This window comes from Rhodococcus sp. NPDC054953, assembly GCF_053609225.1.
The window spans coordinates 103,629-128,471 of record NZ_JBSGXD010000005.1 but is presented as its reverse complement, the minus strand read 5'-3'; the positions used below and the strand labels follow the sequence as shown (position 1 = coordinate 128,471).

The 24,843-nt window shown below is 71.3% G+C and carries 28 protein-coding genes; 8 read left to right on the top strand and 20 right to left on the bottom strand.

Annotation, left to right across the window (positions count from 1 at the left end; all coding sequences use genetic code 11):
- Positions 1 to 128: 128 nt before the first annotated feature.
- Both tsf and rpsB read right to left on the bottom strand, forming a co-directional pair.
- Positions 129 to 953 (bottom strand): translation elongation factor Ts, encoded by an 825-nt coding sequence (tsf, locus tag ACWF62_RS05710; protein ID WP_378506642.1) that lies wholly within the window; start codon positions 951 to 953, stop codon positions 129 to 131.
- 88 nt (positions 954 to 1,041) lie between these two features.
- A complete protein-coding gene (gene rpsB, locus ACWF62_RS05705) occupies positions 1,042 to 1,908 on the bottom strand; it encodes a 30S ribosomal protein S2 (protein WP_452629586.1) in 867 nt (288 codons plus the stop codon).
- A 285-nt stretch (positions 1,909 to 2,193) separates the two neighbouring features.
- Here rpsB and ACWF62_RS05700 point away from each other — a divergent pair, with 285 nt between their 5' ends.
- The gene (locus tag ACWF62_RS05700; protein ID WP_452629585.1) at positions 2,194 to 2,676 is read left to right on the top strand and encodes a M23 family metallopeptidase; all 483 of its coding nucleotides are present in this window, start codon (positions 2,194 to 2,196) and stop codon (positions 2,674 to 2,676) included.
- Between the two features lie 46 nt (positions 2,677 to 2,722).
- Here ACWF62_RS05700 and ACWF62_RS05695 read toward each other — a convergent pair whose 3' ends face one another.
- Positions 2,723 to 3,673, bottom strand: a complete 951-nt coding sequence (locus ACWF62_RS05695; protein ID WP_452629584.1) for a tyrosine recombinase XerC — start codon at positions 3,671 to 3,673, stop codon at positions 2,723 to 2,725.
- Positions 3,674 to 3,757: 84 nt separating this feature from the next.
- Between ACWF62_RS05695 and ACWF62_RS05690 the strand changes: the two genes are divergently transcribed.
- Positions 3,758 to 4,942 carry a multidrug effflux MFS transporter gene (locus tag ACWF62_RS05690; protein WP_452629626.1) on the top strand — a complete coding sequence of 395 codons (1,185 nt, stop codon included), beginning with the start codon at positions 3,758 to 3,760 and terminating at the stop codon, positions 4,940 to 4,942.
- A gap of 3 nt (positions 4,943 to 4,945) precedes the next feature.
- Here the strand turns inward: ACWF62_RS05690 and ACWF62_RS05685 are convergent, their stop codons facing one another.
- Complete coding sequence (locus tag ACWF62_RS05685; protein ID WP_378506637.1) at positions 4,946 to 5,722, bottom strand: siderophore-interacting protein; 777 nt, start codon at positions 5,720 to 5,722, stop codon at positions 4,946 to 4,948.
- Positions 5,723 to 5,858: 136 nt separating this feature from the next.
- Between ACWF62_RS05685 and ACWF62_RS05680 the strand changes: the two genes are divergently transcribed.
- Positions 5,859 to 6,434 carry a hypothetical protein gene (locus tag ACWF62_RS05680; protein WP_378506636.1) on the top strand — a complete coding sequence of 192 codons (576 nt, stop codon included), beginning with the start codon at positions 5,859 to 5,861 and terminating at the stop codon, positions 6,432 to 6,434.
- 13 nt (positions 6,435 to 6,447) lie between these two features.
- Here the strand turns inward: ACWF62_RS05680 and dprA are convergent, their stop codons facing one another.
- The 3 genes from dprA to ACWF62_RS05665 are packed head-to-tail and all read right to left on the bottom strand — an operon-like array spanning position 6,448 to position 9,439.
- The gene (dprA, locus tag ACWF62_RS05675) at positions 6,448 to 7,578 is read right to left on the bottom strand and encodes a DNA-processing protein DprA (protein WP_378506635.1); all 1,131 of its coding nucleotides are present in this window, start codon (positions 7,576 to 7,578) and stop codon (positions 6,448 to 6,450) included.
- Positions 7,575 to 9,083, bottom strand: coding sequence for a YifB family Mg chelatase-like AAA ATPase (locus ACWF62_RS05670; RefSeq protein WP_378506634.1), 1,509 nt, complete (start codon positions 9,081 to 9,083; stop codon positions 7,575 to 7,577). Before ACWF62_RS05670 ends, dprA begins: the two co-directional genes overlap by 4 nt.
- Positions 9,083 to 9,439, bottom strand: a complete 357-nt coding sequence (locus ACWF62_RS05665; protein WP_378506633.1) for a YraN family protein — start codon at positions 9,437 to 9,439, stop codon at positions 9,083 to 9,085. Before ACWF62_RS05665 ends, ACWF62_RS05670 begins: the two co-directional genes overlap by 1 nt.
- Positions 9,440 to 9,588: 149 nt before the next feature.
- Here ACWF62_RS05665 and ACWF62_RS05660 point away from each other — a divergent pair, with 149 nt between their 5' ends.
- Both ACWF62_RS05660 and ACWF62_RS05655 read left to right on the top strand, forming a co-directional pair.
- Positions 9,589 to 10,338 carry a DUF2786 domain-containing protein gene (locus ACWF62_RS05660; protein WP_378569946.1) on the top strand — a complete coding sequence of 250 codons (750 nt, stop codon included), beginning with the start codon at positions 9,589 to 9,591 and terminating at the stop codon, positions 10,336 to 10,338.
- Positions 10,335 to 10,847 carry a TIGR04338 family metallohydrolase gene (locus ACWF62_RS05655; protein WP_378506631.1) on the top strand — a complete coding sequence of 171 codons (513 nt, stop codon included), beginning with the start codon at positions 10,335 to 10,337 and terminating at the stop codon, positions 10,845 to 10,847. Before ACWF62_RS05660 ends, ACWF62_RS05655 begins: the two co-directional genes overlap by 4 nt.
- A 4-nt stretch (positions 10,848 to 10,851) precedes the next feature.
- Here the strand turns inward: ACWF62_RS05655 and ACWF62_RS05650 are convergent, their stop codons facing one another.
- The 6 genes from ACWF62_RS05650 to ACWF62_RS05625 form a co-directional block, all read right to left on the bottom strand.
- Positions 10,852 to 11,175, bottom strand: coding sequence for a DUF2469 domain-containing protein (locus ACWF62_RS05650; protein WP_345343313.1), 324 nt, complete (start codon positions 11,173 to 11,175; stop codon positions 10,852 to 10,854).
- A gap of 64 nt (positions 11,176 to 11,239) precedes the next feature.
- Entirely contained in the window at positions 11,240 to 11,932 is a 693-nt protein-coding gene (locus ACWF62_RS05645; RefSeq protein WP_452629582.1) for a ribonuclease HII, read from the bottom strand.
- A gap of 10 nt (positions 11,933 to 11,942) precedes the next feature.
- The gene (gene lepB, locus ACWF62_RS05640; RefSeq protein WP_378506629.1) at positions 11,943 to 12,728 is read right to left on the bottom strand and encodes a signal peptidase I; all 786 of its coding nucleotides are present in this window, start codon (positions 12,726 to 12,728) and stop codon (positions 11,943 to 11,945) included.
- 84 nt (positions 12,729 to 12,812) lie between these two features.
- Positions 12,813 to 13,154 (bottom strand): 50S ribosomal protein L19, encoded by a 342-nt coding sequence (rplS, locus tag ACWF62_RS05635; protein WP_378506628.1) that lies wholly within the window; start codon positions 13,152 to 13,154, stop codon positions 12,813 to 12,815.
- A gap of 146 nt (positions 13,155 to 13,300) precedes the next feature.
- Positions 13,301 to 14,149: a hypothetical protein gene (locus tag ACWF62_RS05630; protein ID WP_378506627.1), complete on the bottom strand. Its 849-nt coding sequence runs from the start codon at positions 14,147 to 14,149 to the stop codon at positions 13,301 to 13,303.
- Positions 14,146 to 15,072 (bottom strand): formylglycine-generating enzyme family protein, encoded by a 927-nt coding sequence (locus ACWF62_RS05625; RefSeq protein WP_378506751.1) that lies wholly within the window; start codon positions 15,070 to 15,072, stop codon positions 14,146 to 14,148. The genes ACWF62_RS05630 and ACWF62_RS05625 overlap by 4 nt, the downstream gene beginning before the upstream one ends.
- A 142-nt stretch (positions 15,073 to 15,214) precedes the next feature.
- Here ACWF62_RS05625 and ACWF62_RS05620 point away from each other — a divergent pair, with 142 nt between their 5' ends.
- Entirely contained in the window at positions 15,215 to 15,886 is a 672-nt protein-coding gene (locus tag ACWF62_RS05620) for a GAP family protein (RefSeq protein ID WP_378569947.1), read from the top strand.
- 91 nt (positions 15,887 to 15,977) lie between these two features.
- Here ACWF62_RS05620 and ACWF62_RS05615 read toward each other — a convergent pair whose 3' ends face one another.
- The 5 genes from ACWF62_RS05615 to rpsP are packed head-to-tail and all read right to left on the bottom strand — an operon-like array spanning position 15,978 to position 20,296.
- Positions 15,978 to 18,332, bottom strand: a complete 2,355-nt coding sequence (locus tag ACWF62_RS05615) for a Tex family protein (RefSeq protein ID WP_452629581.1) — start codon at positions 18,330 to 18,332, stop codon at positions 15,978 to 15,980.
- Positions 18,333 to 18,380: 48 nt separating this feature from the next.
- Positions 18,381 to 19,073, bottom strand: a complete 693-nt coding sequence (gene trmD / locus ACWF62_RS05610) for a tRNA (guanosine(37)-N1)-methyltransferase TrmD (RefSeq protein WP_452629580.1) — start codon at positions 19,071 to 19,073, stop codon at positions 18,381 to 18,383.
- 2 nt (positions 19,074 to 19,075) lie between these two features.
- Positions 19,076 to 19,603, bottom strand: a complete 528-nt coding sequence (rimM, locus tag ACWF62_RS05605; protein ID WP_378506623.1) for a ribosome maturation factor RimM — start codon at positions 19,601 to 19,603, stop codon at positions 19,076 to 19,078.
- A 4-nt stretch (positions 19,604 to 19,607) separates the two neighbouring features.
- Positions 19,608 to 19,850, bottom strand: a complete 243-nt coding sequence (locus ACWF62_RS05600) for an RNA-binding protein (RefSeq protein WP_378506622.1) — start codon at positions 19,848 to 19,850, stop codon at positions 19,608 to 19,610.
- Complete coding sequence (rpsP, locus tag ACWF62_RS05595; RefSeq protein WP_378506621.1) at positions 19,850 to 20,296, bottom strand: 30S ribosomal protein S16; 447 nt, start codon at positions 20,294 to 20,296, stop codon at positions 19,850 to 19,852. The genes ACWF62_RS05600 and rpsP overlap by 1 nt, the downstream gene beginning before the upstream one ends.
- 301 nt (positions 20,297 to 20,597) lie before the next feature.
- Here rpsP and ACWF62_RS05590 point away from each other — a divergent pair, with 301 nt between their 5' ends.
- Together ACWF62_RS05590 and ACWF62_RS05585 are read left to right on the top strand one after the other, a co-directional pair.
- Complete coding sequence (locus ACWF62_RS05590; RefSeq protein ID WP_452629578.1) at positions 20,598 to 21,254, top strand: DUF5336 domain-containing protein; 657 nt, start codon at positions 20,598 to 20,600, stop codon at positions 21,252 to 21,254.
- Positions 21,251 to 22,051, top strand: coding sequence for an NADase-type glycan-binding domain-containing protein (locus ACWF62_RS05585; RefSeq protein WP_378506619.1), 801 nt, complete (start codon positions 21,251 to 21,253; stop codon positions 22,049 to 22,051). Before ACWF62_RS05590 ends, ACWF62_RS05585 begins: the two co-directional genes overlap by 4 nt.
- A 93-nt stretch (positions 22,052 to 22,144) precedes the next feature.
- On the opposite strand, the gene ACWF62_RS05580 is transcribed toward ACWF62_RS05585, so the two are convergent.
- Both ACWF62_RS05580 and ffh read right to left on the bottom strand, forming a co-directional pair.
- A complete protein-coding gene (locus tag ACWF62_RS05580; protein WP_452629577.1) occupies positions 22,145 to 23,239 on the bottom strand; it encodes an amidohydrolase family protein in 1,095 nt (364 codons plus the stop codon).
- A gap of 3 nt (positions 23,240 to 23,242) precedes the next feature.
- Positions 23,243 to 24,808 (bottom strand): signal recognition particle protein, encoded by a 1,566-nt coding sequence (gene ffh, locus ACWF62_RS05575; protein ID WP_378506617.1) that lies wholly within the window; start codon positions 24,806 to 24,808, stop codon positions 23,243 to 23,245.
- Positions 24,809 to 24,843: the final 35 nt, after the last annotated feature.

Below are 24,843 nucleotides of genomic sequence, written 5' to 3'. Positions count from 1 at the left end.
GGGGGCGGTTTCGCGTCTGGGTGGGGTTCTCACCCAGGGGGGGGGAAGAATAAAGCACAGTGCCGCAGGCACGCGAACGGCCCCGTCACCGGGTGGTGACGGGGCCGTTTCGGCGGTGGTGCCCGCGACTAGCTGGCGCCGACCTCGAACCGCGCGAAGCGGACCAGGGTCACGCCCGCCTCGTCGAGCAGGGCCTTGACGGTCTTCTTGCTGTCGGTCACCGAGGACTGCTCGGTCAGCACGACATCCTTGAAGAAGCCGTTGACGCGACCCTCGACGATCTTCGGGAGGGCTGCTTCCGGCTTGCCCTCCTCCTTCGCGGTCTGCTCGGCGATGCGACGCTCGTTCTCGACGACATCCGCGGGGACCTCGTCGCGGGTCAGGTACTTCGCCTTGAGCGCGGCGACCTGCATGGCGGCGGCGCGGGCGGCCTCGGCCGCCGCGTCACCCTCACCGGTGTACTCGATCAGCACGCCGACACCGGGCGGCAGGTCGGACGCACGCTTGTGCAGGTAGGTCGCGACCGGGCCGTCGAAGGAGACGACGCGGCGCAGCTCAAGCTTCTCGCCGATCTTCGCGGACAGCTCCTGAACCAGGGCGTCGACCGTCTTGCCGTCGACCTCGACCGCCTTGAGGGCGTCCAGGTCGGCAGGCTTCGCGGCGGCGGCCGCGGCGACGACCGTGTCGGCCAGCGCCTGGAACTCGGCGTTCTTGGCGACGAAGTCGGTCTCGGCGTTGAGCTCGAGCATCACGCCGTCCTTGGCGATGACCAGGCCCTCGGCGGTGGACCGCTCGGCGCGCTTGCCGACGTCCTTCGCGCCCTTGATGCGCAGCAGCTCGACGGCCTTGTCGAAGTCGCCGTCGGTCTCGGTCAGCGCGTTCTTGCAGTCCATCATGCCGGAGCCGGTGAGCTCGCGGAGCCGCTTCACGTCAGCGGCGGTGTAGTTCGCCATCGGGGGCGAGCCTCCTCGAATGAGTGTCTGGATGGGGAGCGAAACGGCCCCGACCCGGCCGTGCAGCGATGGGTCGGGGCCGGATCAACTAGGCCTGCGGGGCCTCGGCGTCGGTCGCGGGCGCGGCCTCGGCGGCGGGCGCGGCCTCGGCGGCGGGCGCAGCCTCGGCGTCGGCGGCGGGCGCGGCCTGCGACAGGAGCTCCTGCTCCCACTCGGCGAGCGGCTCGGCGCCTGCCTCGGGCTTGCTGTCGTCGGCGGCGTTGCGGCCGGCGCGGGCCTGCAGACCCTCGGCAACGGCGGACGCGACGACCTTGGTCAGCAGCGCGGCGGAGCGGATGGCGTCGTCGTTGCCCGGGATCGGGTAGTCGACGAGGTCGGGGTCGCAGTTGGTGTCCAGGATCGCGATGACCGGGATGTTCAGCTTGCGCGCCTCGGAGACCGCCAGGTGCTCCTTGTTGGTGTCGACGACCCAGATGGCCGACGGAACCTTGGCCATGTCCCGGATGCCGCCGAGGGTGCGGTCCAGCTTGGTCATCTCACGCGTGAGCATGAGGATTTCCTTCTTGGTGCGCCCCTCGAAGCCGCCGGTCTGCTCCATGGCCTCGAGGTCCTTCAGACGCAGCAGGCGCTTGTGGACGGTCGTGAAGTTGGTGAGCATGCCGCCGAGCCAGCGCTGGTTCACGTACGGCATGCCGACGCGGGTGGCCTCTTCGGCGATGGACTCCTGCGCCTGCTTCTTGGTGCCGACGAACAGGATGGTGCCGCCGTGCGCGACGGTCTCCTTGACGAACTCGTACGCCTTGTCGATGTACGTGAGGGTCTGCTGCAGGTCGATGATGTAGATGCCGTTGCGGTCCGTGAGGATGAACCGCTTCATCTTCGGGTTCCAGCGACGGGTCTGGTGCCCGAAGTGGGTTCCACTGTCGAGCATCTGCTTCATGGTCACAACAGCCATGGCTGTGTACCTCTTTCATTTCCGGTTGACGCAGGCGGTCGGGTGACCCCTGCCCTGGCGCCCACCAACCCTCGGACCTGCACGAATGCGGGACCAGCCGAAGGCTGCTTGTCGATGCGCGGGCGCGCGAAGTCGGACTGCGCGAACACAGACCGCGTGTCGAGTGTACGGGGTGCACGGTGCAGGTCCCAATCGGCCTCCGCGGGCTGTGGAGAACGCGCGGAATTCTCCCCAGGGCGCGGTCGCGGGCTCCCGCGGCTGACCGGGAACGGTCAGGGTGGGGAGATGCGACTGCCGATGCTCCTCGGGTTCTGCGCTGCTCTGCTGCTCGGCGCCGCCGCCCCCGCCGCGGCCGCCGGCTTCGGCTGGCCCCTCACCCCCCGTCCGATCGTGGTGACCCCGTTCGATCCGCCCGCCCGCGACTGGCTGGCCGGGCACCGCGGCGTCGACCTGTCCGCCGCCGCCGGTCAGCCGGTGCTGGCCGCCGGCGACGGGGTGGTGGTCTTCGCAGGCGAGGTCGCGGGCAAGCCGGTGGTGTCCGTCGACCACCGCGGCGGGCTGCGGACGACCTACGAGCCGGTGCTGGCGAGCGTCCGGGTCGGGCAGCGGGTGGCCCGGGGGGCCGGGCTCGGCACCCTGGCCGCGGGGCACCCGGGCTGCCCCGGCAGCTGCCTGCACTGGGGGGTACGCCGCGGACGGGACGTGTACCTGGACCCGCTTGCCCTGCTCCGGCCCGGCCCGGTCCGGCTGAAGCCGCTCCATTCCTGACCGGGAGGCGGGGTGTCAGGCCCGCTCACACGGCCGGAGTCGGGCGTCAGGCCCGCGGGTGGGCCTGATCGTGCACCGCACGGAGCCGGGCGACGGACACGTGGGTGTAGAGCTGAGTGGTCGCGAGGCTGTTGTGGCCGAGCAGTTCCTGCACGACGCGCAGGTCGGCGCCGCCCTCAAGCAGGTGGGTTGCCGCGGAATGCCGCAGGCCGTGCGGCCCGAGGCTCGGCGCCCCGGGGACCGCTTCGAGCACCTCATGCACCACGGTCCGCGCCTGCCGCTGGTCGAGTCGCCGACCCCGTTTGCCCAGCAGCAACGCCTCGCCGGACCGGGGATTCGCGAGGGCGGGACGCCCGACGCGCAGCCACAGGTCGAGGGCGGCGGCGGCGGGCGCCCCGAACGGGACCGAGCGCTGCTTGTCGCCCTTGCCAACCACGCGAACCACCCGCCGCTCGTGGTCGACGTCGCCGAGGTCGAGTCCGCACAATTCTCCAACCCGAATTCCGCTGGCGTACAGCATCTCCACGATCAGCCGGTCCCGGAGTGCCACCGGATCATGCTGCGCGGCACCCGATTCGGCGGCCCGCATCGCATCCTCGGCCTGACCCTGCCGGAGCACGGCCGGCAGCGTCCGATGCGTCTTCGGGGACGCCAGCCGGACCCCGGGGTCTCGTGGGATGCGGCGGGTGCGGGTGAGCCAGGCGGTGAACGTGCGGGCGGATGCGGTGCGACGCGCGAGGGTGGTGCGGGCAACGCCCGCGGCGGCCTGCCCCGACAGCCAGGCCCGCAGGGTGGCCAGGTCCAGATCCTCGAGTCGGGCGTCGGGGTCGGTCGCGACCACATGCGCCAGCAGCGACCGCACGTCACCGAGGTAGGCGCGGACGGTGTGCTCGGATCTGCCGCGTTCGAGCCGCAGGTGGTCGGCGTACACGTCGAGGAGGTCGGCGAGGCGTGCGGGAAGTTCGGCGGGCCCGGCATCCTGCGCGTCGGAGGTCATCCCCAAAAGATCACCCCGCCACGGGAATAAAGCAAGCACACGCGCCGCTGGTACTCCCATGTGATGCGTGCGATACCGGTTCCGATGCTGTTGACCCTCGCCCTGTTGTCGGCGATCGCCCCGCTGGCGACGGACATGTACCTGCCGGGACTTCCGATGCTCGGCGACGACCTGTCGACATCGGACTCGACCGTGCAGTTGACGTTGACCACGTTCATGGCCGGGCTCGGCATCGGGCAGCTGATCGTCGGGCCGCTCTCCGACGGGTGGGGGCGCCGCGGGCTGCTGCTCGGCGGCACCGCGGTGTTCGCGCTCAGCGGGATCCTGTGCGCGATCGCGCCGTCGGCGGGTGTCCTGATCGCGGCGCGTCTGGTGCAGGGGTTGAGCGGCGGTGCCGCGATCGTGCTGGCGCGGGCGGTGATCGCCGACCGCGCGTCGGGTGACGCCGCCGCGAAGCTGTTCTCGCTCATGATGATCATCGGCGGCGTTGCCCCGGTGGTCGCACCGATGGCTGGCGGTGCGCTGCTCGGCCCGATCGGCTGGCGCGGCATCTTCTGGGTGCTCGCCGTCGCGGGCGTGGTGATGGTGGTGGGCGTGCTCGCCCTGATCCCGGAGACGCTGGCGCCGGACCGCAGGCACGGCGGTGGTCTCGCCGCGCTGGCCCGCAACGGCAGGTACGTGGTGGGCAATCGCCGGTTCGTCGGCTACGCGCTGGCGTTCATGTTCGGGTTCGGCGCGCTGTTCTCCTACATTTCGGCGTCGCCGTTCGTGGTGCAGGACGTCCTCGGCCTGACCGCAGGACAGTTCTCGATCGTGTTCGGGGTCAACTCGGTCGGCATCGTGCTCGGCAGCATCGTCAACACCCGCCTGATCGGGCGATTCCACGCCAGGCAGTTGCTCACCTTCGGCGTCCTGCTGGTCACCGCGGCCGGTGCCGCACTGGTCCTGGTGGTGGCCGTCGGCGGCATCGGCCCGGCGGCGGTGCTGCCGTTGCTGTTCGTGGTGACGACGGCGATCGGTTTCATCATGGGCAACGCGACCGCGCTCGGCCAGGCCGAGGTGCCCGACGCCGCGGGCACCGGGTCCGCGGTGATGGGGGCCGGACAGTTCGGCCTTGCCGCGCTGGTCGCTCCGCTGGTCGGCGGATCTGCGGCGGGCATGGCGATCAGCATTCTGGCCTGCTCGGTCCTCGCGCTGGTCGCGCTGCTCACCCTGGCCCGGCCCGCGACGGCCCCGACCGCCGAGCCTGCGCCGGCGGTCACCGGCTGACGGTCAGCCGCCCGGTTCGGCCGCAGCAAGCTCGGACTTCCAGACCCGAAATCCTTCCTCGGTGCGGCCGCGGCGCCAGTACCCGGAGATCGACGCCCACTCGGCCCGCACGCCCCGCTCCCTGCGAATGTACGGGCGCAGCCCGTGCATGACCGCCTGTGCCTCACCATGGATGAACACCTGGGGTTGGCCGGGCCACCAGTCGGCGGCGGTGACCGCCGCGATCAGTGGGGCGTGCTCGCCCGCGCGGTCGTCGCCGACCTCGTCCGCCGCGCCGCCGCGGTGGATCCAGGTGATGGCGGCGTCGGCCGCGGTGGGCAGGGCGATCTCGTCGCCGGGCCCGGCGACCTCGACGAAGACCTGTGCGCGGGCACCTGCGGGTAGCGCCTCAAGCGCAGCGCCGATCGCGGGCAGCGCGGATTCGTCCCCGGCGAGCAGGTGCCAGTCCGCGTCGCGGCGCGGCGCGTACGCTCCGCCCGGTCCACGCAGCCGCAGCTGTTCCCCCTGCCGGGCGGTCGCCGCCCATCGACCGGCGACGCCCTCGTCGCCGTGAACCACGAAATCAATTGCGATTTCCCGGCTCCGGTCATCGACCCGGCGCACCGTGTAGGTCCGCAGCACGGGTTCGGTGTCGGTACCGAACACCAGCTTGACGTAGGCGTCGGCGTACCCGTTGGGGACGAACTCCTCGAATCCCGGGCCGCCGAGGTACACCCGCACCAGGTGCGGGGCGAGTTGCTCGGTGCGTTGCACGGTCAGTGTGACGGTCGGCCGCGTCATCCTCGAACCTCCAGAGAATTAGGATTACCTAACTGTACGCGGGCGCGTGGTGGCGTCGCCAGCCGCACGATTCGGTACGGCGAGATGGACCCTGCTGACATACTCCTTCGGTCGCAGCCCCTTCCATCGGAGGATCATGAAACTCGCTCGTCGCATCACGCCCGCCGTTCTGCTCGTCGCCGCCGCCGTGCTGACCGGCTGCTCGTCCCCCTCGGAGGCCGACACGGCCGCGGACACCGGGTGCGTGGACGTCGGCCTTCCCAACGCCACCGCCGAGGAACTGGTGGACGTGCTCCGGCCGCAGCCCGCGGGCGAGCCCGACGACGCCTACCGTCAGCTGGCCGCGCAGTTCGAGGAGTCCCGGGATGCCCGGATCGCGCAGGTGCAGTCGGGTGCCGTGTTCACCGCGATCCCGGAGGGCGGGGATGCCGCCTTCGTGAAGGCCGTGTGCGGGCAGTCTCGTTGGGATGCGACCACCACCCCCGACGGCACCGAGGTCCCGTCCCAACGCTCGCAGCGCGCCGCGATCGTCGCCGCCGGGCACAGCTTCTGCGAGACCTACGAGCACCTGCGCCCGTCGGCCGTCTCGACCGACGCCTGGTCGGACTGGAACGGCTACGTCGAGATGATGACCCGCGGCGACGACAGCGCCGAGGCCAAGCAGCTGTACTCGTCGGCGCTCGAGAACCTCTGCCCGCAGTTCGGGGCCTAATCGTCCCTGCGCCTCACCCGCGCCGGTACCACCCGGTCTCGTCCCTCCCGACCAGCCCCATCAGTTCGAGCGTCGGCAGCGCCCCCCGCACCGCGTCGACGGTCCGGCCCGACGACTCGGACAGCTCCCGCACCCCGGCCGCACCCGACGACGGGAGCGCCTCGTACACCAGCGACTCGGTCTCACCGAGTGCGTCGAGTCGGCGGGCGGGCCCGGACGCGGTGTCCCCCACCGTGATCGGGCCCGCCACGTCGACGACGTCCGCTGCCGTCGCGGCCAGCCGGGCGTCCCCGTCACGAATCATCCGGTGGCATCCCACCGAGGCCGCCGACGTGACCGGCCCCGGCACCGCGAGCACCGGCCGACCGAGCCGGGCGGCCCACGCGGCGGTGTTGCGTGCCCCGCTGCGGGCGCCCGCCTCCACCACCAGCACCGCGTCGGACAGCCCCGCCACCAGCCGATTACGGGCCAGGAACCGGTGGCGCGCTGGCGGCGTCCCCGGCGGGTACTCGCTCAGCACCAACCCGGTCTCGCCGATCTGCCGCAGCAGCCGCGCATGACCGGCCGGGTAGGCGCGGTCCAGCCCACACGCGAGCACCGCGACGGTCGGCGCGCCCGCCGCGAGGGCCGCGCGATGCGCGACCCCGTCGATCCCGTATGCGGCCCCGGACACCACCGTCCACCCGGCACCGGCGAGGTCGTCGACGAACTGCGCGGTCACGTGTTCCCCGTACCCGCTCGCCGCCCGGGTCCCGACCACGGCGATCGCCCGGTCGGTCAGCTCGGCCACCGACCGCGACCCCAGCACCCACACCGCCAGCGGAATCGTCGCCTCCCGATCACGTCGGGCATCGATCCCGCCGAACGCCAACAACTTCCAGGAAGGCCAGTCCTCGTCGTCCGGGGTGAGCAGTCGGCCGCCGAGGCGGTCGAGGTGGTCGAGGTCGCGTTCGACGGTGTCGAGATGTCTGCGCGCCTCGGTCCGGGTGCGCAACACCTCCGGTAGGTCCGCCTCCCGGACCGCGCGGGCGGCCTCCAGCGGCCCGACCGCGTCGACCAACTCGACCAGCGGCGCGCACGGCCCCTGCGCGACCGCGGACAGATACGCCCACGCTGCGGCCCGGTCACCGGCCCGGGCGCTCACGCGCCCCACCGGTCCCGGAACCCGAGCGCGAAGCCGACCTGATCCGTCCCCGGAACCGTCAGGCCGGCCAGGTCGGCGAGGGTCCAGGCGACCCGCAGCGCGCGGTCCGCCCCCCGCGCGGTGATCTCCCCCGCCCGCAACGCCCGCTCCATCCCGGCGAGCGTGTCCCGGCCGAGCCGGAACCGCTGCCGCAGCACGGGCCCCGGAACCTCGGCGTTGGTGCGCCACCCGAAGTCGCGCCACCGCTCCACCGCCGCTGCCCTGGCCTGCTCGACGCGTTCCCGCACCGCCGCGGTGCCCTCGCCGCCGTCCCCGTTGAGCGCGCCGACGGAGACGGCGAACATCTGCACCCGCAGGTCAACCCGGTCCATCAACGGCCCGGACAGCTTGCCGAGGTAGCGCCGGCGCGCGGTCGGCGCGCAGATGCAGTCCTCCATCCGCGGCGGCGCGCACGGACAGGGGTTCGCCGCGAGGATCAGCTGGAAACGTGCCGGGTAGACCGCGACCCCGTCCCGTCGGGCGATCCGCACCTCACCGTCCTCGAGCGGGGTGCGCAGCGCCTCCAGGGTCTTGACGCCGAGCTCGGCGCATTCGTCGAGGAAGAGCACGCCGCGGTGCGCGCGGCTGACCGCCCCGGGTCGTGCCATCCCGGTTCCCCCGCCGACGAGTGCACTGATCGAGCAGGTGTGATGCGGGGCGACGAACGGCGGCTCGGTGATCAGCGGCCGATCCGTGGTCAGCAGCCCCGCAACCGAATGGATCGCGGTCACCTCGAGGGACTCGTCCTCGCTGAGGGACGGCAGGATCCCCGGAAGTCGTTGCGCGAGCATCGTCTTCCCGATCCCCGGTGGACCCGTCAACATCAGGTGGTGGGCGCCCGCCGCCGCGACCTCCAGCGCGAGCCGGGCCTCCTCCTGCCCGGCGACGTCGCCCAGGTCGGGCACCGTGCGCTCGGCACTGCGGTCCCGCTCCCCCGGACCGGCCAGGACCAGCTCACCGCGCAGCCATTCGACGACCTCCCGCAGGTCGCGGGCACCGAGCACGTCGATGCCGTCGACCAGCCCTGCCTCCGCGAGCGCGACGTGCGGTACCACGACCGTCGTCCACCCCGCGTGCTTGGCGGCGAGCACCGCGGGCAGCACGCCGCGGACCGTCCGCAGCCGACCGTCGAGTGCCAGCTCGCCAAGCAGCACACTCTTCTCCAGGTCCCCGACCGGAACGACGCCAGCGGCGGCGAGGACGGCGCACGCGAGCGCCAGGTCGTACGCGGACCCGCCCTTCGGCAGCGTCGCGGGCGACAACGCCAGGATGATCCGCGAATCCGGCCACTTCTCACCGGAGTTCGTCACCGCGGCCCGCACCCGGTCCCTCGACTCCTGCAGGGCGGTGTCCGGCAACCCGACCAGGTGCGTGCCAGGCAGGCCGCGGCCGAGGTCGGCCTCGATCTCGACCAGTTCCCCCTCCACCCCGCGGACCGCGACCGAGTGGGCCCTCCCGAGCGCCATCAGAACACCGCCTCGAGGTGCGTCAGCTCCGGCGCGGAACGGGGCGGCACCAACACCGACACCACGTCGAACCGGACCCGGCGCCACCCCCGCGGCTGCTCCCGCAGCCACAGCCCGGCAAGTCGCCTGATCCGGGCCCGCTTCGCGTGGGTCACCGCCTCGGCCGGGGTCCCGAATCCGCGGCCGGTGCGGGTCTTGACCTCCACGAACACGACCGCGCCGTCGTCCTCGGCGATCACGTCGAGCTCGCCGTACCGGCACCGCCAGTTGCGGTCCAGCACCACCATCCCCCGCCCGAGCAGATGCCCGACCGCGAGCTCCTCCCCGAACGCTCCCAACTCCACATTGCGTGCCATGCCACCACCCTGCACCGGGTACCGAGCGCGGCCACCGGCGTCACCTGGGGATTCGGGCGGCCTGTGGATGAGTTCGGTGGCTGTGGACAACGACCGCTCCCCCGCCGACGACCCGGGCCGCGTCGGACCCTGCCGCTACCCTCGATCGGGTGAGTTCGGAGAAGATGCTGGTCCGGATCGGCGGGCTGTTGCGGCAGGCGGAGTCCACCGACAACCCGCACGAGGCGCAGGCGTTCATGGAGGCCGCGCAGCGCCTCGCCACCGCGACCGCCGTCGACCTCGCGGTGGCCCGCGCGCACACCGCGTCGCGGGAGCGGCGGGCGACGCCGACGCAGCGGGCGATCTCGATCGGCGAACCGGGCCGCAAGGGCCTGCGCACCTATGTCCAGTTGTTCGTTGCGGTCGCGGCCGCGAACGACGTGCAGTGCGACGTCGCGCACAACTCGACGCAGGTGTTCGCGTACGGGTTCGACTCCGACATCGACACCTGCCAGGCGCTGTACTCGTCGCTGCTGCTGCAGATGGTGCGGGCCTCGGACGCCTACATCCGGTCCGGCGCCCACCGACCCGTCGCCGGGGTGACCGCACGATTGAACTTCCAGCTGGCCTTCGCGGCGCGGATCGGGCACCGCCTCGCCGAGACGAAGCGCGCGGTCGAGGCCGACGTGACCGGCACCGCAGACGACGAGCGGGCCGGGACGGCACTCGTGTTGCGGGACAAGCAGATCGAGCTCCGAGACTTCTATTCGCGGACGTCGAAGGCGCGCGGCGCGTGGCGGGGCGCCCAGGCGGGCATGGCCCGCTCCGACCGGGCCCGCCGGGCCGGGGACCGCGCCGGGCGGGACGCACGACTCGGCAGCGAGACCGAGCTGCCCGCGCCGCGGAAACGGCTCGCGTGAGCGTCCGCGACGCCCAGCGCTCCCGCGTGTACGACGCGGAGTCGGTGGTGCGCAGGATCTTCGACCGCGCGGACGCCGGGACCGGTCGCGGACTCGAACTATACGGCTCGCACCTCACGTTGCCGGTCGAGCGGAAGTTCGCGTCCGTCGAGTCGGTGCAGGACTACGCCGACCGGGTCCTCGCCCTGAACTGGGTGCGCGCGCGATGGCCTCGGTCCGCGGAGCCGGTGACGGTCCGGGCCCGGTCCGGCGCGACCGCAGCGCACTACGAGGCCGACACCGCAACCCTCGCCGTCCCCGTCGTTGGCCGCGAATCCCGCTGGGCACTGCGCGAACTGGTCGTGCTGCACGAGCTGGCACACCACCTCGAGCCTGCGGACGCGGACGCGGCCCCGCACGGCCCGGAGTTCGTGGACCGCTACCTGGTGCTCGTCGAGGAGATCCTCGGCGGCGAGGCCGCGTTCGTGCTGCGCACCACCCTCCTGGAGAACGGGGTGGCGCTGCGCTGACCGGTCAGGACCCGAACGGGCCGTTGTCGGGCAGCCGCAGATCCGACTTCTCGAGCTCCTCGATGTTGACGTCCTTGTAGGTGATGACGCGCACGTGCTTGACGAACCGGGCAGGCCGGTACATGTCCCACACCCAGGCGTCGGCCATCCGCACCTCGAAGTAGATCTCCCCGTCCGCGTTGTGCGGCACCAGTTCGACGGAATTCGCGAGGTAGAAGCGGCGCTCGGTCTCGACGACGTAGGCGAACTGGCCGACGATGTCCTTGTACTCACGGTAGAGGGAGAGCTCCATCTCCGTTTCGTACTTCTCGAGATCTTCGGCACTCATCGGGTTCGTCGTCCTCCTGCTGTTCGCTGGTCCGGGCATACCGGCGTCCGGTCCTGACGTCCCATCATCCCGCACCGACCGCGGCGCTGTACATCGCACCCGCCTCGATGCGGACCGCGGCCCGCACGTTCGCGTACGACATCCGGTGCTCCCGGCTCGGCCCCAGCTCCGACAGCGCGGCCATGTGCACCGCCGTGCTGTAGCCCTTGTGCCCGGCGAAGCCGTATCCGGGCAGTTCCGCGTCCAGCGCGACCATCGCCGCGTCGCGGGACACCTTCGCAAGAACACTGGCCGCCGCGATGCACGCCGCGGACGCGTCGCCGCCAATGACGGGCAGCGACGGCGCGGACAGCCCGGGCACCCGGAAGCCGTCCGTCAGAACGTAACCCGGTGGGGACGCCAGCCCGGCCACGGCCCGACGCATCCCCTCGATGTTCGCGACGTGCACACCCAACGCGTCGACCTCGGCGGCCGGGATCTCGACGATGCACCACGCCCGCGCGAGCCGCTGGATCACCGGGAACAGTTCCTCACGCACCTTCTCGGTGAGCCGCTTCGAGTCGTCGAGCCGCTCCAGCGCGCCGTGCGGCTTCGGGCCGAGCACGCAGGCCGCAACCACCAGCGGTCCGGCGCAGGCGCCGCGTCCCGCCTCGTCGACGCCCGCGACCGGGCCGAGTCCCGTCCGGATCAACGCGGACTCCATCGTCCGCAGTCCGGATGCCCTGCGGATGATGGTGCGCGGTGGCCAGCTGGTCACGTGTTCGGTGTCAGTTCGTCTGGGGGTTCGGGGAGGAGATCGTGCCCCACCGCGACGGCGGAAGTACGATCGCGACGGCCTTGCCGATCACGTTGTCGATCGGCACGGTTCCGTTGTACTCGTCCCCGACGTGGTAACGCGAATCCGCCGAGTTGCTGCGGTTGTCGCCCATCACCCACAGGTTGCCCTCCGGCACCGTGAACGGGCCGAAGCAGCGTCCCGACTTGATCGGGGTGTCGCAGGTCTGGGTGCCGGGGACGAACGGGAAGTCGGTGACGACGTACGGTTCGTCGAGCGGCTTGCCGTCGACAAGGACGCGGCCCTGCTCGTCGCAGCATTCGACGGTCTGCCCGCCGGTCGCGATGACCCGTTTGACGAGATCGTTCTCGTCCGGCGGCACCAGGCCGACGATCGAGCCGAACTCCTGGAGGCCGCGGACGACGACGTTCGAGGAGCGGGTGGACTCCCATTGCCCGTTCCAGGAGTCGGGGCCCTTGAACACCACCACGTCCCCCGGGTCCGGGTCGCCGAACCGGTAGCTGATCTTCTCCACCAGGATCCGGTCGCCGGTGCAGCCCGGGCAGCCGTGCAGCGTCGGTTCCATCGACTCGGACGGGATCAGGTACACGCGGGCGATGAAGGTCTGCAGCACGAAGCTGAGCAGCAACGCAACGACGATGAGGATGGGGAGTTCCCGCCAGAACGAGCGGGACTTCTTCTCGGGCCGCGCCGACGCTGTGTCGGGGCCCTCGGCACCGGTGCCCGATGCCGACGATTCCTGGGGGGTATCTACCACTGGAACAGGTTAGCCCGGCCCAGAAATTCTGGGCCGGGCCAACACGATTGTGAGCTACAGCTCAGTGCACAAGTGAGCAGAAGCTCAGCGCTTTTCCTTGATCTTCGCGGCCTTGCCACGCAGGTCGCGGAGGTAGTACAGCTTGGCGCGACGCACGTCACCGCGGGTGAGGACGTCGATCGAGGCGATGTTGGGGCTGTGCACCGGGAAGGTGCGCTCGACGCCGACGCCGAAGGACACCTTGCGGACGGTGAAGGTCTCGCGGATGCCGCCGCCCTGACGCCGGATCACGACGCCCTTGAAGACCTGCACGCGCTCCTTCGAGCCCTCGATGACCTTGACGTGCACGTTCAAGGTGTCGCCGGGACGGAACTCCGGGATGTCGGTGCGGAGCGACTGGGCGTCCAGGAAGTCCAGTGTGTTCATTGATCCATCCTTGCGTTTCTTCGCATGAGCAGAGGACCCGAGCGGCGCCGGTTTCCCGGCGCTCGGCTGGTTCATACTCCGATTCAGTGGGTGCGCCTGTGCAGGCAACCCGTCAATTGTGCCAGACGGGCTGGTCGGAGGCGAAATCAGGCACCGTCCGCCGCCCCGACGCGGGCCGGGGCCGGAGCGGGCCGGACGGTCCGCTCAAGCTCCGCCTCGGTGGCGCTCACCGCGTGTTCGAGGCTCGGTTTGCCCGCGATCAGGTCCTGCACATAGATCTTCGCGCGGATCAACGGCCGCCGGTACCGCTTCTCCCGCTGCACCGCCCGCGCCATCCTCTTCGGCCTGTCCTGGTACCGCCACCGCGCCCACGGTGCCCCCGGCCTGCTCAACCGGATCGCCCCCACCAGCAGCATCGGCGAGATGAACATGCCGAACAGCGCCGTCCAGATCTTCCCCTTCGCGATCACCACACCCGCGATCGCGAGGCTGAGCAGCGACGACACCACCAGCGCCAGCCGCACCACCAGGTCCGGGTTGTCGCGGAAGTCGGCGGGGTTCACGATCGAGTCCGGTCGCGCCCCGAGCAGCAACAACCCGGTGACGGCCACCGCGGCGAACACCGCGTCGACCGACGCCCGGCCCTGCTCCGACCAGTACACGTCCTTGAGGTAGAAGATCAACGCGAACTCGTCGAGCACCAGCGCCATCCCGATCCCGAACCCGGCAGCGAGCAGCGCACCCGACGTCCGCGTCCCGTCCTCGTAGGTGGCGATCAGGGCGACACCGCAGACCACCATCGTCACCACCCCGAACACCACGTGGTGCACGTGCTGCCCGCCCGGGGTCACATTGCCCGGCCACCACCGGACCTGCGCCCGGATCATTCGCACACTGATCCGGATGAAGACGAAGCCGAGGATGAAGCCGAGCAGGAAGCACAGCAGCGGCAGCCTGCCGGTGGCGACGATCTGGTGGTCGAGCCAGTGCCTCATGGGGTTGGTCCCGAACTCCTGACAATGCAGCGGAACCCGACGTGGCAGGTCGAGGTCTCCTCGGTCTCCCCCTGCCGGGCCGCGGGCCGGTAGCGCAGGCAGTAGTTCGGTGCGCACAGGTGCGAGCCGCCCTTGATGACCCGACGCGGGTACACCTCGCCGTCCCGCAGCACCGCCGCCTCCACCCGCGGGTTCCGGGGGATGCAGCAGGCGTCGGCCGGGGCGGTGTTGCGCCCGGACGCGCCGTGGTCGGCGGTGTGGAAGTCGGTGGTCCACTCCCAGACGTTGCCCGCCATGTCGACGAGCCCGAACCCGTTGGGGCGGAACGCACCGATCGGGGAGGTGCCGACGAACCCGTCCTCGGCGAGGTTCTGCCACGGGAACTGCCCCTGCCAGGTGTTGGCCTGATGCCTGCCCCCCGGCGCGAACTCGTCGCCCCACACGTACGTCGCCCGGTCGAGTCCGCCGCGGGCGGCGAACTCCCATTCCGCCTCGCTGGGCAGTTCCTTGCCCGCCCAGTCCGCGTAGGCCAGGGCGTCGGCGTAGGCGATGTGGGTGACCGGATGACGTTCGCGCCCACCGACATTGCTGTCCGGGCCCTCGGGGTGCCGCCAGTCCGCACCGGGAACCCACGACCACCACTGGCGATAGTCGTCCAGCGACACCGGCCCCGGCGGCGGCGTGAACACCAGTGAGCCGGGCACCAGATCCGCCGGGTCCGCGCCCGGGTAGTCGGCCGGATCGGGCGCCGACTCGGCGACGGTGACGTGCCCGGTGTCCTTCACGAATCGGCGGAACTCGGCGACCGTCACCGGGTGCGTGTCCATCCAGAACCCGTCGACCTGCACCTGATGCACCGGCCGTTCCTCCGGGTAGAAGTCCTCCGACCCCATCCAGAATGTGCCGCCAGGCACCCAGGACATGTTCTTCGTCGGGGCGGTGGGGCGGGCGACCAACGTCAACGGCTCGGGCTGCATGCCCCGAGCATCTCACCCCGACCGGACCCGACGCACTCATCCGTCGCGGGTGGTTCGCGCGGGCCCGGACTCTGCGAGCATCCCCGGCATGGGACACGCAATCGGAGGCATACTTCCACTCGCGCTTGGCATCGCGATCAGCCCGATCCCGATCATTGCCGCGATCCTCATGCTGCTGACCCCGAAGGCGGGCAGCACCGCCACCAGCTTCACGGCGGGCTGGGTGCTCGGCATCGCGGGCGGCTACGCGGTCCTCGTGGTGATCGCAAGCGTCGTCGGGCTCAGCACGGATTCGAACGGCAACGCGGTCACGGCGACGATCAAGATCGTGCTGGGTGTGCTGCTGCTTCTGCTCGCAGGCAAGCAGTGGCGCGGCCGCCCGAAGCCGGGCGAGGCGCCCGCGATGCCCGGGTGGCTCGCCGCCATCGACAAGGTCACCCCCGGCAAGGCGTTCGGCCTTGGTCTGGTGCTATCGGTGGTGAACCCGAAGAACCTGCTGATGATCGTCGGCGCCGCGGTGGCGGTCGCGCAGCTGGGCGTCAGCGGTGCGGCGCTCACGGTCGCCGGCATCGTGTTCACCGTGATTGCGGCCAGCACCGTCGCGCTCCCGGTGATCGCCTACTTCGCGGCGCGGGACCGGGTCACCGGCTGGTTGAACGAGCTGACGGCGTGGCTGACCGCCAACAACGCCGCGGTGATGGCGACCCTGCTGCTGGTTATCGGGGTCGTGATGATCGGCAAGGGCATCGGCGGGTTCTGACCCGCCACTCCGCCCGAGTGAACGTACCGTTCAGTCGATCTAATCGACTGAACGCTTCCGTTCACTCGGGCGGGGGGGTGGGCGAAATGAACTACTTCCCGAAGCCGGCCTTGCGGAGGGCGTCGGCCATCGAGCCGGTGGCGGGACGCTCGGCACGACCCCCGGACTGACGCTGCTGGCCGCCGCCGTTGCCGCGGCCGTTCTGCCGCTGGCCGCCGCCACCGGAGCCCTGACCACCGGGCCGCTGACCACCCTGCCGCTGACCGCCCTGCCGGGGGCCGGACTGCTTCGGTGCGCCGGGCTCATCGTCGAGCCGCAGGCTCAGGCCGATCCGCTGCCGCGGCACGTCGACCTCCATCACCTTCACCTTGACGACGTCCCCGGACCGGACCACCTCGCGCGGATCCTTGACGAAGGTGTGCGACATCGCCGACACGTGCACGAGGCCGTCCTGGTGTACCCCGACGTCGACGAACGCGCCGAACGCGGCGACGTTGGTGACGACCCCCTCGAGGACCATGCCGGGCGTGAGGTCGGCGACCTTCTCGACCCCGGCAGCGAACGTGGCGGTCTTGAACTCCGGGCGCGGGTCGCGGCCCGGCTTCTCCAGCTCGGCGATGATGTCGGTGACGGTGGGGACACCGAACCGCTCGTCGGCGAACTGCTGCGGGCGCAGCGACCGCAGCATCGACGCGTTGCCGATGATCTCCTTGACCGTCGCCCCCTGCGCGTCGACGATCCGCCGCACCACCGGGTACGCCTCGGGGTGCACGGCCGACGAGTCGAGCGGGTCGTCGCCGTCGGCGATCTTGAGGAAGCCCGCGCACTGCTCGAACGCCTTCGGCCCGAGGCGGGCCACGTCCTTGAGCGCGGCACGGGTCCGGAACGGGCCGTTGGCATCCCGGTGCGCGACGATCGACTCGGCGAGCGACGCGGCGATGCCCGACACCCGCGACAGCAGCGGCACCGACGCGGTGTTGACGTCGACACCGACCGCATTCACCGCGTCCTCGACGACCGCGTCGAGGGACCGCGCGAGCAGCGTCTCCGACACGTCGTGCTGGTACTGACCGACGCCGATGGACTTCGGGTCGATCTTCACCAGCTCGGCGAGCGGGTCCTGCAGCCGGCGGGCGATGGACACCGCACCGCGGATCGACACATCGAGGTCGGGCAGTTCCTGGGAACCGTACGCGGACGCCGAGTACACCGACGCGCCCGCCTCCGAGACCATCACCTTGGTCAGCTTCGCCGCCGGGAACTTCGCGATCAGATCGGTGGCGAGCGCATCGGTTTCCCGGGAGGCGGTGCCGTTGCCGATCGCGATCAGGTCGACGCGATGCTTGGCGGCCAGCCCGGCGAGGGTGGCCAGCGACTGGTCCCACTTGTTCGCCGGCTGGTGCGGGTAGATGGTGGCGTGGTCGAGCACCTTGCCGGTGGCGTCGACGACCGCGACCTTGGTGCCGGTGCGGAATCCCGGGTCGAGACCCATCGTGGTGCGGGTGCCCGCGGGCGCGGCGAGCAGCAGGTCCTTGAGGTTAGTGGCGAACACGTCGACCGCGTCCTGCTCGGCCGACTGCCGCAGCCGCATCCGGGTGTCGATGCCGAGGCTGACGGCCAGCTTCGTCTTCCAGGCCCAGCGGACGGTGTCGAGCAGCCACCGGTCGGCGGGACGCCCCCGGTCCGCGACCCCGAATCGGGCGGCGATGCGGCCCTCGTAGACGGTCGGCTCCCCCGGCGCCTGCGGCTCGGTGTCCGCGTCGAGGCCGAGCGAGAGCACCTCTTCCTTCTCGCCGCGCAGCAACGCGAGGATCCGGTGGGACGGCAGCTTCTCGAACGGCTCGGAGAACTCGAAGTAGTCGGCGAACTTCGCGCCATCGGACTCCTTGCCCTTGCGGACCGTGGATGTCACCTGGCCGCGGCGCCACATCGTCTCACGCAGCTCACCGACCAGGTCCGCGTCCTCGGCGAACTGCTCGACGAGGATCGCGCGGGCGCCCTCGAGCTGCTCGGCGGTGTACTGGGCGGGGTCGACGGAGGGGTCGGCGAGGAGGGTGTCGGCGACCGGCTGATGCCCGGCCTCCCTGGCGATCTGCGCCTTGGTGCGCCGCTTCGGCTTGTACGGCAGGTAGATGTCCTCGAGCCGGGCCTTGGTGTCGGCGAGGATCAGCTGATCCTCGAGTTCGTCGGTCAGCTTGTCCTGGGCGCGGATCGACTCGATGATCGCGACCCGGCGCTCGTCGAGCTCGCGCAGGTAGCGCAGCCGCTCCTCGAGCTGTCGCAACTGCACGTCGTCGAGGCCGCCGGTGACCTCCTTGCGGTATCGGGCGATGAACGGGACCGTCGCGCCGCCGTCGAGGAGGTCGACGGCCGCACGGACCTGCTCCTCCCGAACGTCGAGTTCCTCGGCGATGCGTTGGTTCACAGATTTCAGGGCTGAGGTCACGGCGACCGACCCTACCGTGACCCACCGACAGTTCGGCCGGGCGCGGGGCTACGCGTCGTCGGTGCCGGGGAGGAGGTCGGGCCGCCGCTCCGCAGTCCGCGCCAGCGACTGTTCGCGCCGCCACTGCGCGACCTTCGCGTGGTTGCCGGACAGCAGCACCTCGGGCACGTCGAGGCCCCGCCAGCTCACCGGCCGGGTGTAGCTGGGACCTTCGAGGAGCCCGTCGGAGAACGAATCCTCTTCGTGCGACTGCTGATTGCCGAGCACCCCCGGCATCAGCCGGACGACGGCCTCGGCCATCACCAGCACGGCGGCCTCCCCGCCGATGAGCACGTAGTCCCCGATGCTGACCTCTTCGACCCGCACCCGGCGGGCGGCGTCGTCGAAGACGCGTTGGTCGATCCCCTCGTAGCGGCCGCAGGCGAAGACGAGGTGCTTCTCGGTGGACCAGCGCTGCGCGGTGGCCTGGGTGAACGGCACCCCGGCGGGGGTGGGGACCACGAGCAGCGCGTCGTCGGGGCAGACAGCGTCCAGCGCATCGCCCCAGATCGTGGGCTTCATGACCATGCCGGGCCCGCCGCCGTACGGGGAGTCGTCGACGGCCTTGTGCACGTCGTGCGTCCAGTCCCGCAGGTTGTGCACGCCGACCGAGACGAGGCCCTTCTCGATGGCCTTGCCCAGCAACGCGGTTCGCAGCGGCTCGAGGTACTCGGGGAAGATCGTGATGACGTCGAGGCGCACGGCTACTCCGGGTCCAGTAGTCCTTCGGGTGGGTCGATCTCCACGTAGCCGCCCGCGACGGAGACGGTCGGGACGATCGCGGTGACGAACGGGATCAGGATCTCACCTGTGTCACTGCCGACCGGACGCACCGACAGCAGTTCCCCGGCCGCGGAATGCAGCACCTCGACGACCGTTCCGACGACGGAGCCGTCACCGAGCCGCACCTCGAGGCCCTCGAGTTCGTGGTCGTAGAACGAGTCCGGGTCGTCGGACGGCGGCAGGTCCGCGGTGTCGACCACGAACAGCGTGCCGCGCATCGCGTCGGCCGCGGTGCGGTCGTCGACGCCGCGCACACGCAGCAGAAGCCGCCCGGAGTGCTCCCGGGCGGCTTCCACCGTGTAATCGGTGAGCTTCCGATCGCGGGGCTTGCGGCCGCGCAGGACCGCACCGACGGCGAAGCGCAGCTCCGGCTCGTCGGTGCGGATCTCGACGGCGAGTTCGCCCCTGATGCCGTGCGACTTGGCGACACGGCCGATGACGAGTTCCACCGAATTACTGATCGGTGTCGATCACGTCGACGCGAAGGCCCTTGCCACCGATGCCGGTGACGAGGGTCCGCAGTGCGGTGGCGGTGCGGCCGCCACGGCCAATGACCTTGCCGAGGTCGTCGGGGTTGACGTGTACCTCGACAGTGCGCCCGCGACGCCCGGTGATCATCTCGACCCGGACATCGTCGGGATTGGCGACGATGCCGCGAACGAGATGTTCGACGGCGTCGGCGACAACGGCACTCATTACTCGCCGGCCTCAGCGGACTCGGCGGGGGCCTCGGCCTCGGCGGCCTCGTCCTTCTTGGCGGCCTTCTTCTTCGGGGTGATGGCCTCGGCGACCGGCTCGTTCTCGGCGGCGGCGAGCGCGGCCTGGAACAGCTCCAGCTTGGAGGGCTTGGCCTCCTTGGTCTTGAGGGTGCCCTCGGTGCCCGGCAGGCCCTTGAACTTCTGCCAGTCGCCGGTGATCTTGAGCAGGTTCTCGACCGGCTCGGTGGGCTGGGCGCCGACGCCGAGCCAGTACTGCGCGCGCTCCGAGTCGATCTCGATCAGCGACGGCTCTTCCTTGGGGTGGTACTTGCCGATGGTCTCGATCGCACGGCCGTTGCGGCGGGTGCGAGAGTCCGCGACGATGATGCGGTACTGCGGGTTGCGGATCTTGCCGAGCCGCGTGAGCTTGATCTTGACAGCCACGATGGAACCTTTCGAATGGTCACGGCGCAATTCAGCGATGCGCAAGGCATGCGCACCCGGTTTTGCGTTGATGGGGTGTTGTGACCGCCGCGCGGTGCGTAACCGGAGACGGGCGAACAGCGGTCCATTCTGCCAGACGCGCACACCACCCGACGAATCGCCCGCCCCGCGACCGCCCCCGGGACGGCCCGCGGCGACGCGCCCGCACCCGGATAGCCGCCCGACCCGCCCACCGTCTGCCTACACTCCGGTCGACCGCGGGCCACGCGGCCCGGTTCGACGACTCGAAAGGGGCACGACGTTGTCGCCCTCGCCGCCGCGTCCACCCGCGCCGAGCGCAGCTCCCGCGCAGGCACCGTTCCCGAGTTTCACGGACGGGCCCCCGGTACCCGAGCGACGCCGCGGCATCGCCCTCGCCGCGGTGGTCCTGCTGCTCGGGGTCGCCGCCCTCTTCGTCGGCCTCGGCCCCTACCTCGACGCGCACACCTCGGGTGGCGTCGTGACCGTCAGCGCGATCGCGCTCCCGCACGGCCTGCTGGTGGTGGCGGCAGTGCTGTTCGCTGGCCTGGTGGCGGGCCTGTCGACGCTCCCCCGGCTCGCCACCGTCCGCGGCGCCACCCCGGTGCTGCACGCGATCGCGACCGCGTCCGCGGCGGCGGGCACCCTGCTCGCGCTCTTCGTGCTGATCGTCATCGGCAACGTCGCGACGCCGGCGGACCTGCTCGGCGCCGCCGCCGACGGCACCGAGCCGGTGGTCATCGGGCTCGGCTGGGGTGGGATCACGATCCTCGTGCTCGCCGCGCTGCAGGCCGTGGTCGCGTTCGCCGCGCTCGCATACGACGTCGGGCTCGCGCAGGCGCGGCGCGCCCCGACCACGCCGCACGAACCATTCCTGCCACCCGAACCAGCCACCACGCCGACGGCCGCCGCCGCACCGACGAAGGACACCCCCGCATGACCGACAGCACCCCCACGCCCGCGGCGCCCCCCGAACCGCCCCGCCCGCCGCTGTCCGGGCGGGGCTGGGCGGTCGTGCTCACGTCGATCGCGGCGGTCCTCGCGGTGCTCGCCGGCGGCGGCTACCTGATCAACCGGGCCCTCACCGACGACACCGGTGCCGTCGCGGGCAGCGCGGCACCCGCGGACGACACCGACACCGCGGACGGCGGGGACCTTGCGGGCGGGGACTTCGGGGGCGGGGCCTTCGAAGTCCCTGCCGGGGACGTCAGTGCCGACACCGTCGCCGTCACCCCGACCGCCGTGCTCCCGACCTGCACGCCGCTGCCCCCGGCGGTGGACTCGACGGGCCGCACGCACGCCTACGAGGCACCGAACGCGATCGACGGTGATGTCACGACCGCGTGGCGCTGCATGGGCACCGCGGGCCAGACCCTCGCCGTCAGCTTCCCGTGCTCGGTCCAGTTGGCGTCCATCGGCGTCGACCCCGGCCACGACAAGACCGACCCCGACGGATCCGACCGGTTCGCGCAGAACCGGAAGGTCACCGAGGTGAAGTGGACATTCGACGACGGCAGCACCACCGTGCAGCGGCTCGAGCCACGGCGCGGCGTCCAGACGATGCCGGTCGACACCACCGCGCGCACCGCGACGTTGACGGTCGTCGCGACCGTCGACGGTCAGCCGGTCTCCAGCCGGGACGGGGTGCAGTCCGCCCCGTTCAACGATGTCACCTCGATCAGCGAGATCCGGTTCACCGCCCGCGCTGGCGACGCCGGCGACGGCTGCACCCGGTAGTACGCGCCGATGAACCGGCCCCGCTACGCGAACCGGCCGCGCCAATGAACCGGCCCCGCTACGCGAACCGACCGCGCCAATGAACCGGCCCCGCTACGCGAACCGACCGCGCCGCGTGACGACCTGCCCGCGCAGCACCACCAGGTCCGGCCGCGCCAGCACATCCGGCCCGATCCGCGGGTCCCGGTCGTAGACGACGAGGTCCGCTGGGGCGCCGTCATCGAGGCCCGGATGCCCGAGCCAGGTGCGGGCATCCCAGCAGGCGGCGCCGAGCGCCCCGGTCGGCCCGAGGCCTGCCGCAGCCAACTCGGCGACCTCGTCGGCGATCCGGCCGTGCCTGATCGATCCGCCCGCGTCGGTGCCCGCGTAGATCGCGACACCTGCGGCGTGCGCGGCGGCCACCGTCTCGTAGCGCCGGGCGTGCAGGTCACGCATGTGCGCGGCATACACCGGGAACCGGGATGCCGAGTCCGCGATCTCCGGGAAGGTCGCGATGTTCACCAGCGTCGGCACCAGCGCGGTGCCGTGCTCGACCATCATCTCGATGGTCTCGTCGGTCAGGCCGGTGCCGTGCTCGATGCAGTCGATGCCCGCGCCGATCAGCCCCGGCAGCGCGTCCTCGCCGAACACGTGCGCGGTGACCCGGGCGCCCGCCCGGTGCGCGGCGGCGATGGCCTCCTTCAGGACCGCGTCGCTCCACAGCGGGCGCAGGTCCCCGACCTCGCGGTCGATCCAGTCGCCGACCAGCTTGACCCAGCCGTCGCCGCGCAGCGCCTGCTCGGTCACCGCCGCAGGCAGCTGCGCCTCGTCGTCCAGGTCGATCGGTAGGCCGCGGATGTACCGCTTGGGGCGCGCGATGTGCCTGCCCGCGCGGATGATCCGCGGCAGGTCCGGGCGCGCGTCGACGAGGCGGGTGTCCACCGGGGACCCGGCGTCACGGAGCAGCAGCACCCCGCGATCGCGTTCGGTCTCCGCCTGCGCGAGCAGCCCGGCCTCGTCCTCGTGGCCGCCGCCGTAGCGGATGCCGACATGGCAGTGCGCGTCGACGAGGCCGGGCAGCACCCATCCGGTCTCGGTCAGGGTCCGCGCGGCCGGGACCGGGTCGGCGGAGATCAGCCCGTCGTCACCGATCCACAGTTCGATGGGCTGCTCGTCGGGCAGGCCGCGGCCCGCGATGCGCAGCGACACGGCCTAGTTCTTCGGCAGCTTGAGCTGGGACAGGTCCAGGCCCTCGAGACCCGGCGGCAGCTCGTCGAGCCCCTTCGGCATCTTCGACAGGTCCATCCCGGCGGGCAGTCCGGGGAAGCCGCCCGGCATCCCGGGGAAGCCGCCCTTCATCTTCGGCGGGGTCGGACCCTTGCCGCCCTTCTTACCCTTCTTGCCCTTCTTCGAGCGCTGCGAGCCGCGGGCACCGGGCATGCCCATCCGGCCCGCCATCGCCGTCATCATCTTGCGGGCCTCGAAGAACCGGTCGACCAATTGGTTGACGTCGGAGACCTTCACACCGGACCCGTTCGCGATCCGCAGCCGGCGGGAGGCGTTGATGATCTTCGGGTTGGCCCGCTCGGCCGGGGTCATGCCGCGGATGATCGCCTGGATCCGGTCGAGCTGCTTGTCGTCGACCTGCGCGAGGGCGTCCTTCATCTGGCCCGCGCCGGGCAGCATCCCGAGCAGGTTGCCGATCGGGCCCATCTTCCGGACCGCCATCATCTGCTCGAGGAAGTCCTCGAGGGTCAGCTCGCCCGACCCGATCTTCTGCGCGGCGACCTCGGCCTGCTTGGCGTCGAAGACCTGCTCGGCCTGCTCGATCAGGGTGAGCACGTCACCCATGCCGAGGATCCGGCTCGACATCCGGTCCGGGTGGAAGACGTCGAAGTCCTCGAGCTTCTCGCCGGTGGACGCGAACATGATCGGTTTGCCGGTGATCTCCCGGACGCTCAGCGCGGCGCCGCCGCGGGCATCGCCGTCGAGCTTGGTCAGCACGACACCGGTGAAGCCGACACCCGACTGGAACGCCTCCGCGGTGTGCACCGCGTCCTGGCCGGTCATCGCGTCGAGGACGAACAGCACCTCGTCGGGCTGGACGGCGTCGCGGATCCCCGCGGCCTGCGCCATCAGTTCCTCGTCGATGCCGAGGCGGCCAGCGGTGTCGACGATCACCACGTCGTGATGCTTCGCGCGGGCCTCCTCGATGCCGCGGCGGGCAACATCGACGGGGTCGGCGGCGGACTGGCCGAGCTGGTTCTCGCCGCCGCCGATCGACGTGCCGGGGTGCGGCGCGAACACCGCGGCACCGGCCCGCTCGCCGACGATCTGCAGCTGACCCACCGCGCCGGGGCGCTGCAGGTCGCAGGCCACCAGCAGCGGGGTGTGGCCCTGCCCGGTCAGCCACGTGGCGAGCTTGCCCGCGAGGGTGGTCTTACCGGAACCCTGCAGGCCGGCGAGCATGATGACCGTCGGCGGGGTCTTCGCGAACTGCAGCCGCCGGGTCTCGCCGCCGAGGATCCCGACGAGCTCCTCGTTGACGATCTTGACGACCTGCTGCGCCGGGTTCAGCGCGCCGGAGACCTCGGCACCCTTCGCGCGTTCCTTGATCTTCGCGATGAAGGACCGGACGACCGGCAACGCGACGTCGGCCTCGAGCAGGGCGAGCCTGATCTCCCTGCACGTGGCGTCGATGTCGGCGCCGGACAACCGGCCCTTGCCGCGCAGGTCCTTGAGGGCACCGGTCAACCTGTCGGAAAGGGATTCGAACACCGAGCGAGCTCCTGGCTGTGAGACGGGGTGGTCTG

Excerpts from the sequence above, each read along its gene's own strand:
- ACWF62_RS05600 (WP_378506622.1), bottom strand. The coding sequence starts at position 19,850 with ATGAGTGCCGTTGTCGCCGACGCCGTCGAACATCTCGTTCGCGGCATC.
- ACWF62_RS05670 (WP_378506634.1), bottom strand. The coding sequence starts at position 9,083 with ATGGCGCTCGGGAGGGCCCACTCGGTCGCGGTCCGCGGGGTGGAGGGG.
- ACWF62_RS05685 (WP_378506637.1), bottom strand. The coding sequence starts at position 5,722 with ATGACGCGGCCGACCGTCACACTGACCGTGCAACGCACCGAGCAACTC.
- ACWF62_RS05665 (WP_378506633.1), bottom strand. The coding sequence starts at position 9,439 with ATGGCACGCAATGTGGAGTTGGGAGCGTTCGGGGAGGAGCTCGCGGTC.
- ACWF62_RS05680 (WP_378506636.1), top strand. The coding sequence starts at position 5,859 with ATGAAACTCGCTCGTCGCATCACGCCCGCCGTTCTGCTCGTCGCCGCC.
- ACWF62_RS05620 (WP_378569947.1), top strand. The coding sequence starts at position 15,215 with ATGGGACACGCAATCGGAGGCATACTTCCACTCGCGCTTGGCATCGCG.
- ACWF62_RS05695 (WP_452629584.1), bottom strand. The coding sequence starts at position 3,673 with ATGACCTCCGACGCGCAGGATGCCGGGCCCGCCGAACTTCCCGCACGC.
- ACWF62_RS05585 (WP_378506619.1), top strand. The coding sequence starts at position 21,251 with ATGACCGACAGCACCCCCACGCCCGCGGCGCCCCCCGAACCGCCCCGC.
- ACWF62_RS05700 (WP_452629585.1), top strand. The coding sequence starts at position 2,194 with ATGCGACTGCCGATGCTCCTCGGGTTCTGCGCTGCTCTGCTGCTCGGC.
- ACWF62_RS05690 (WP_452629626.1), top strand. The coding sequence starts at position 3,758 with ATGCTGTTGACCCTCGCCCTGTTGTCGGCGATCGCCCCGCTGGCGACG.
- ACWF62_RS05630 (WP_378506627.1), bottom strand. The coding sequence starts at position 14,149 with ATGAGGCACTGGCTCGACCACCAGATCGTCGCCACCGGCAGGCTGCCG.
- ACWF62_RS05650 (WP_345343313.1), bottom strand. The coding sequence starts at position 11,175 with ATGAGTGCCGAAGATCTCGAGAAGTACGAAACGGAGATGGAGCTCTCC.
- ACWF62_RS05625 (WP_378506751.1), bottom strand. The coding sequence starts at position 15,072 with ATGTCCTGGGTGCCTGGCGGCACATTCTGGATGGGGTCGGAGGACTTC.
- rplS (WP_378506628.1), bottom strand. The coding sequence starts at position 13,154 with ATGAACACACTGGACTTCCTGGACGCCCAGTCGCTCCGCACCGACATC.
- rpsB (WP_452629586.1), bottom strand. The coding sequence starts at position 1,908 with ATGGCTGTTGTGACCATGAAGCAGATGCTCGACAGTGGAACCCACTTC.
- tsf (WP_378506642.1), bottom strand. The coding sequence starts at position 953 with ATGGCGAACTACACCGCCGCTGACGTGAAGCGGCTCCGCGAGCTCACC.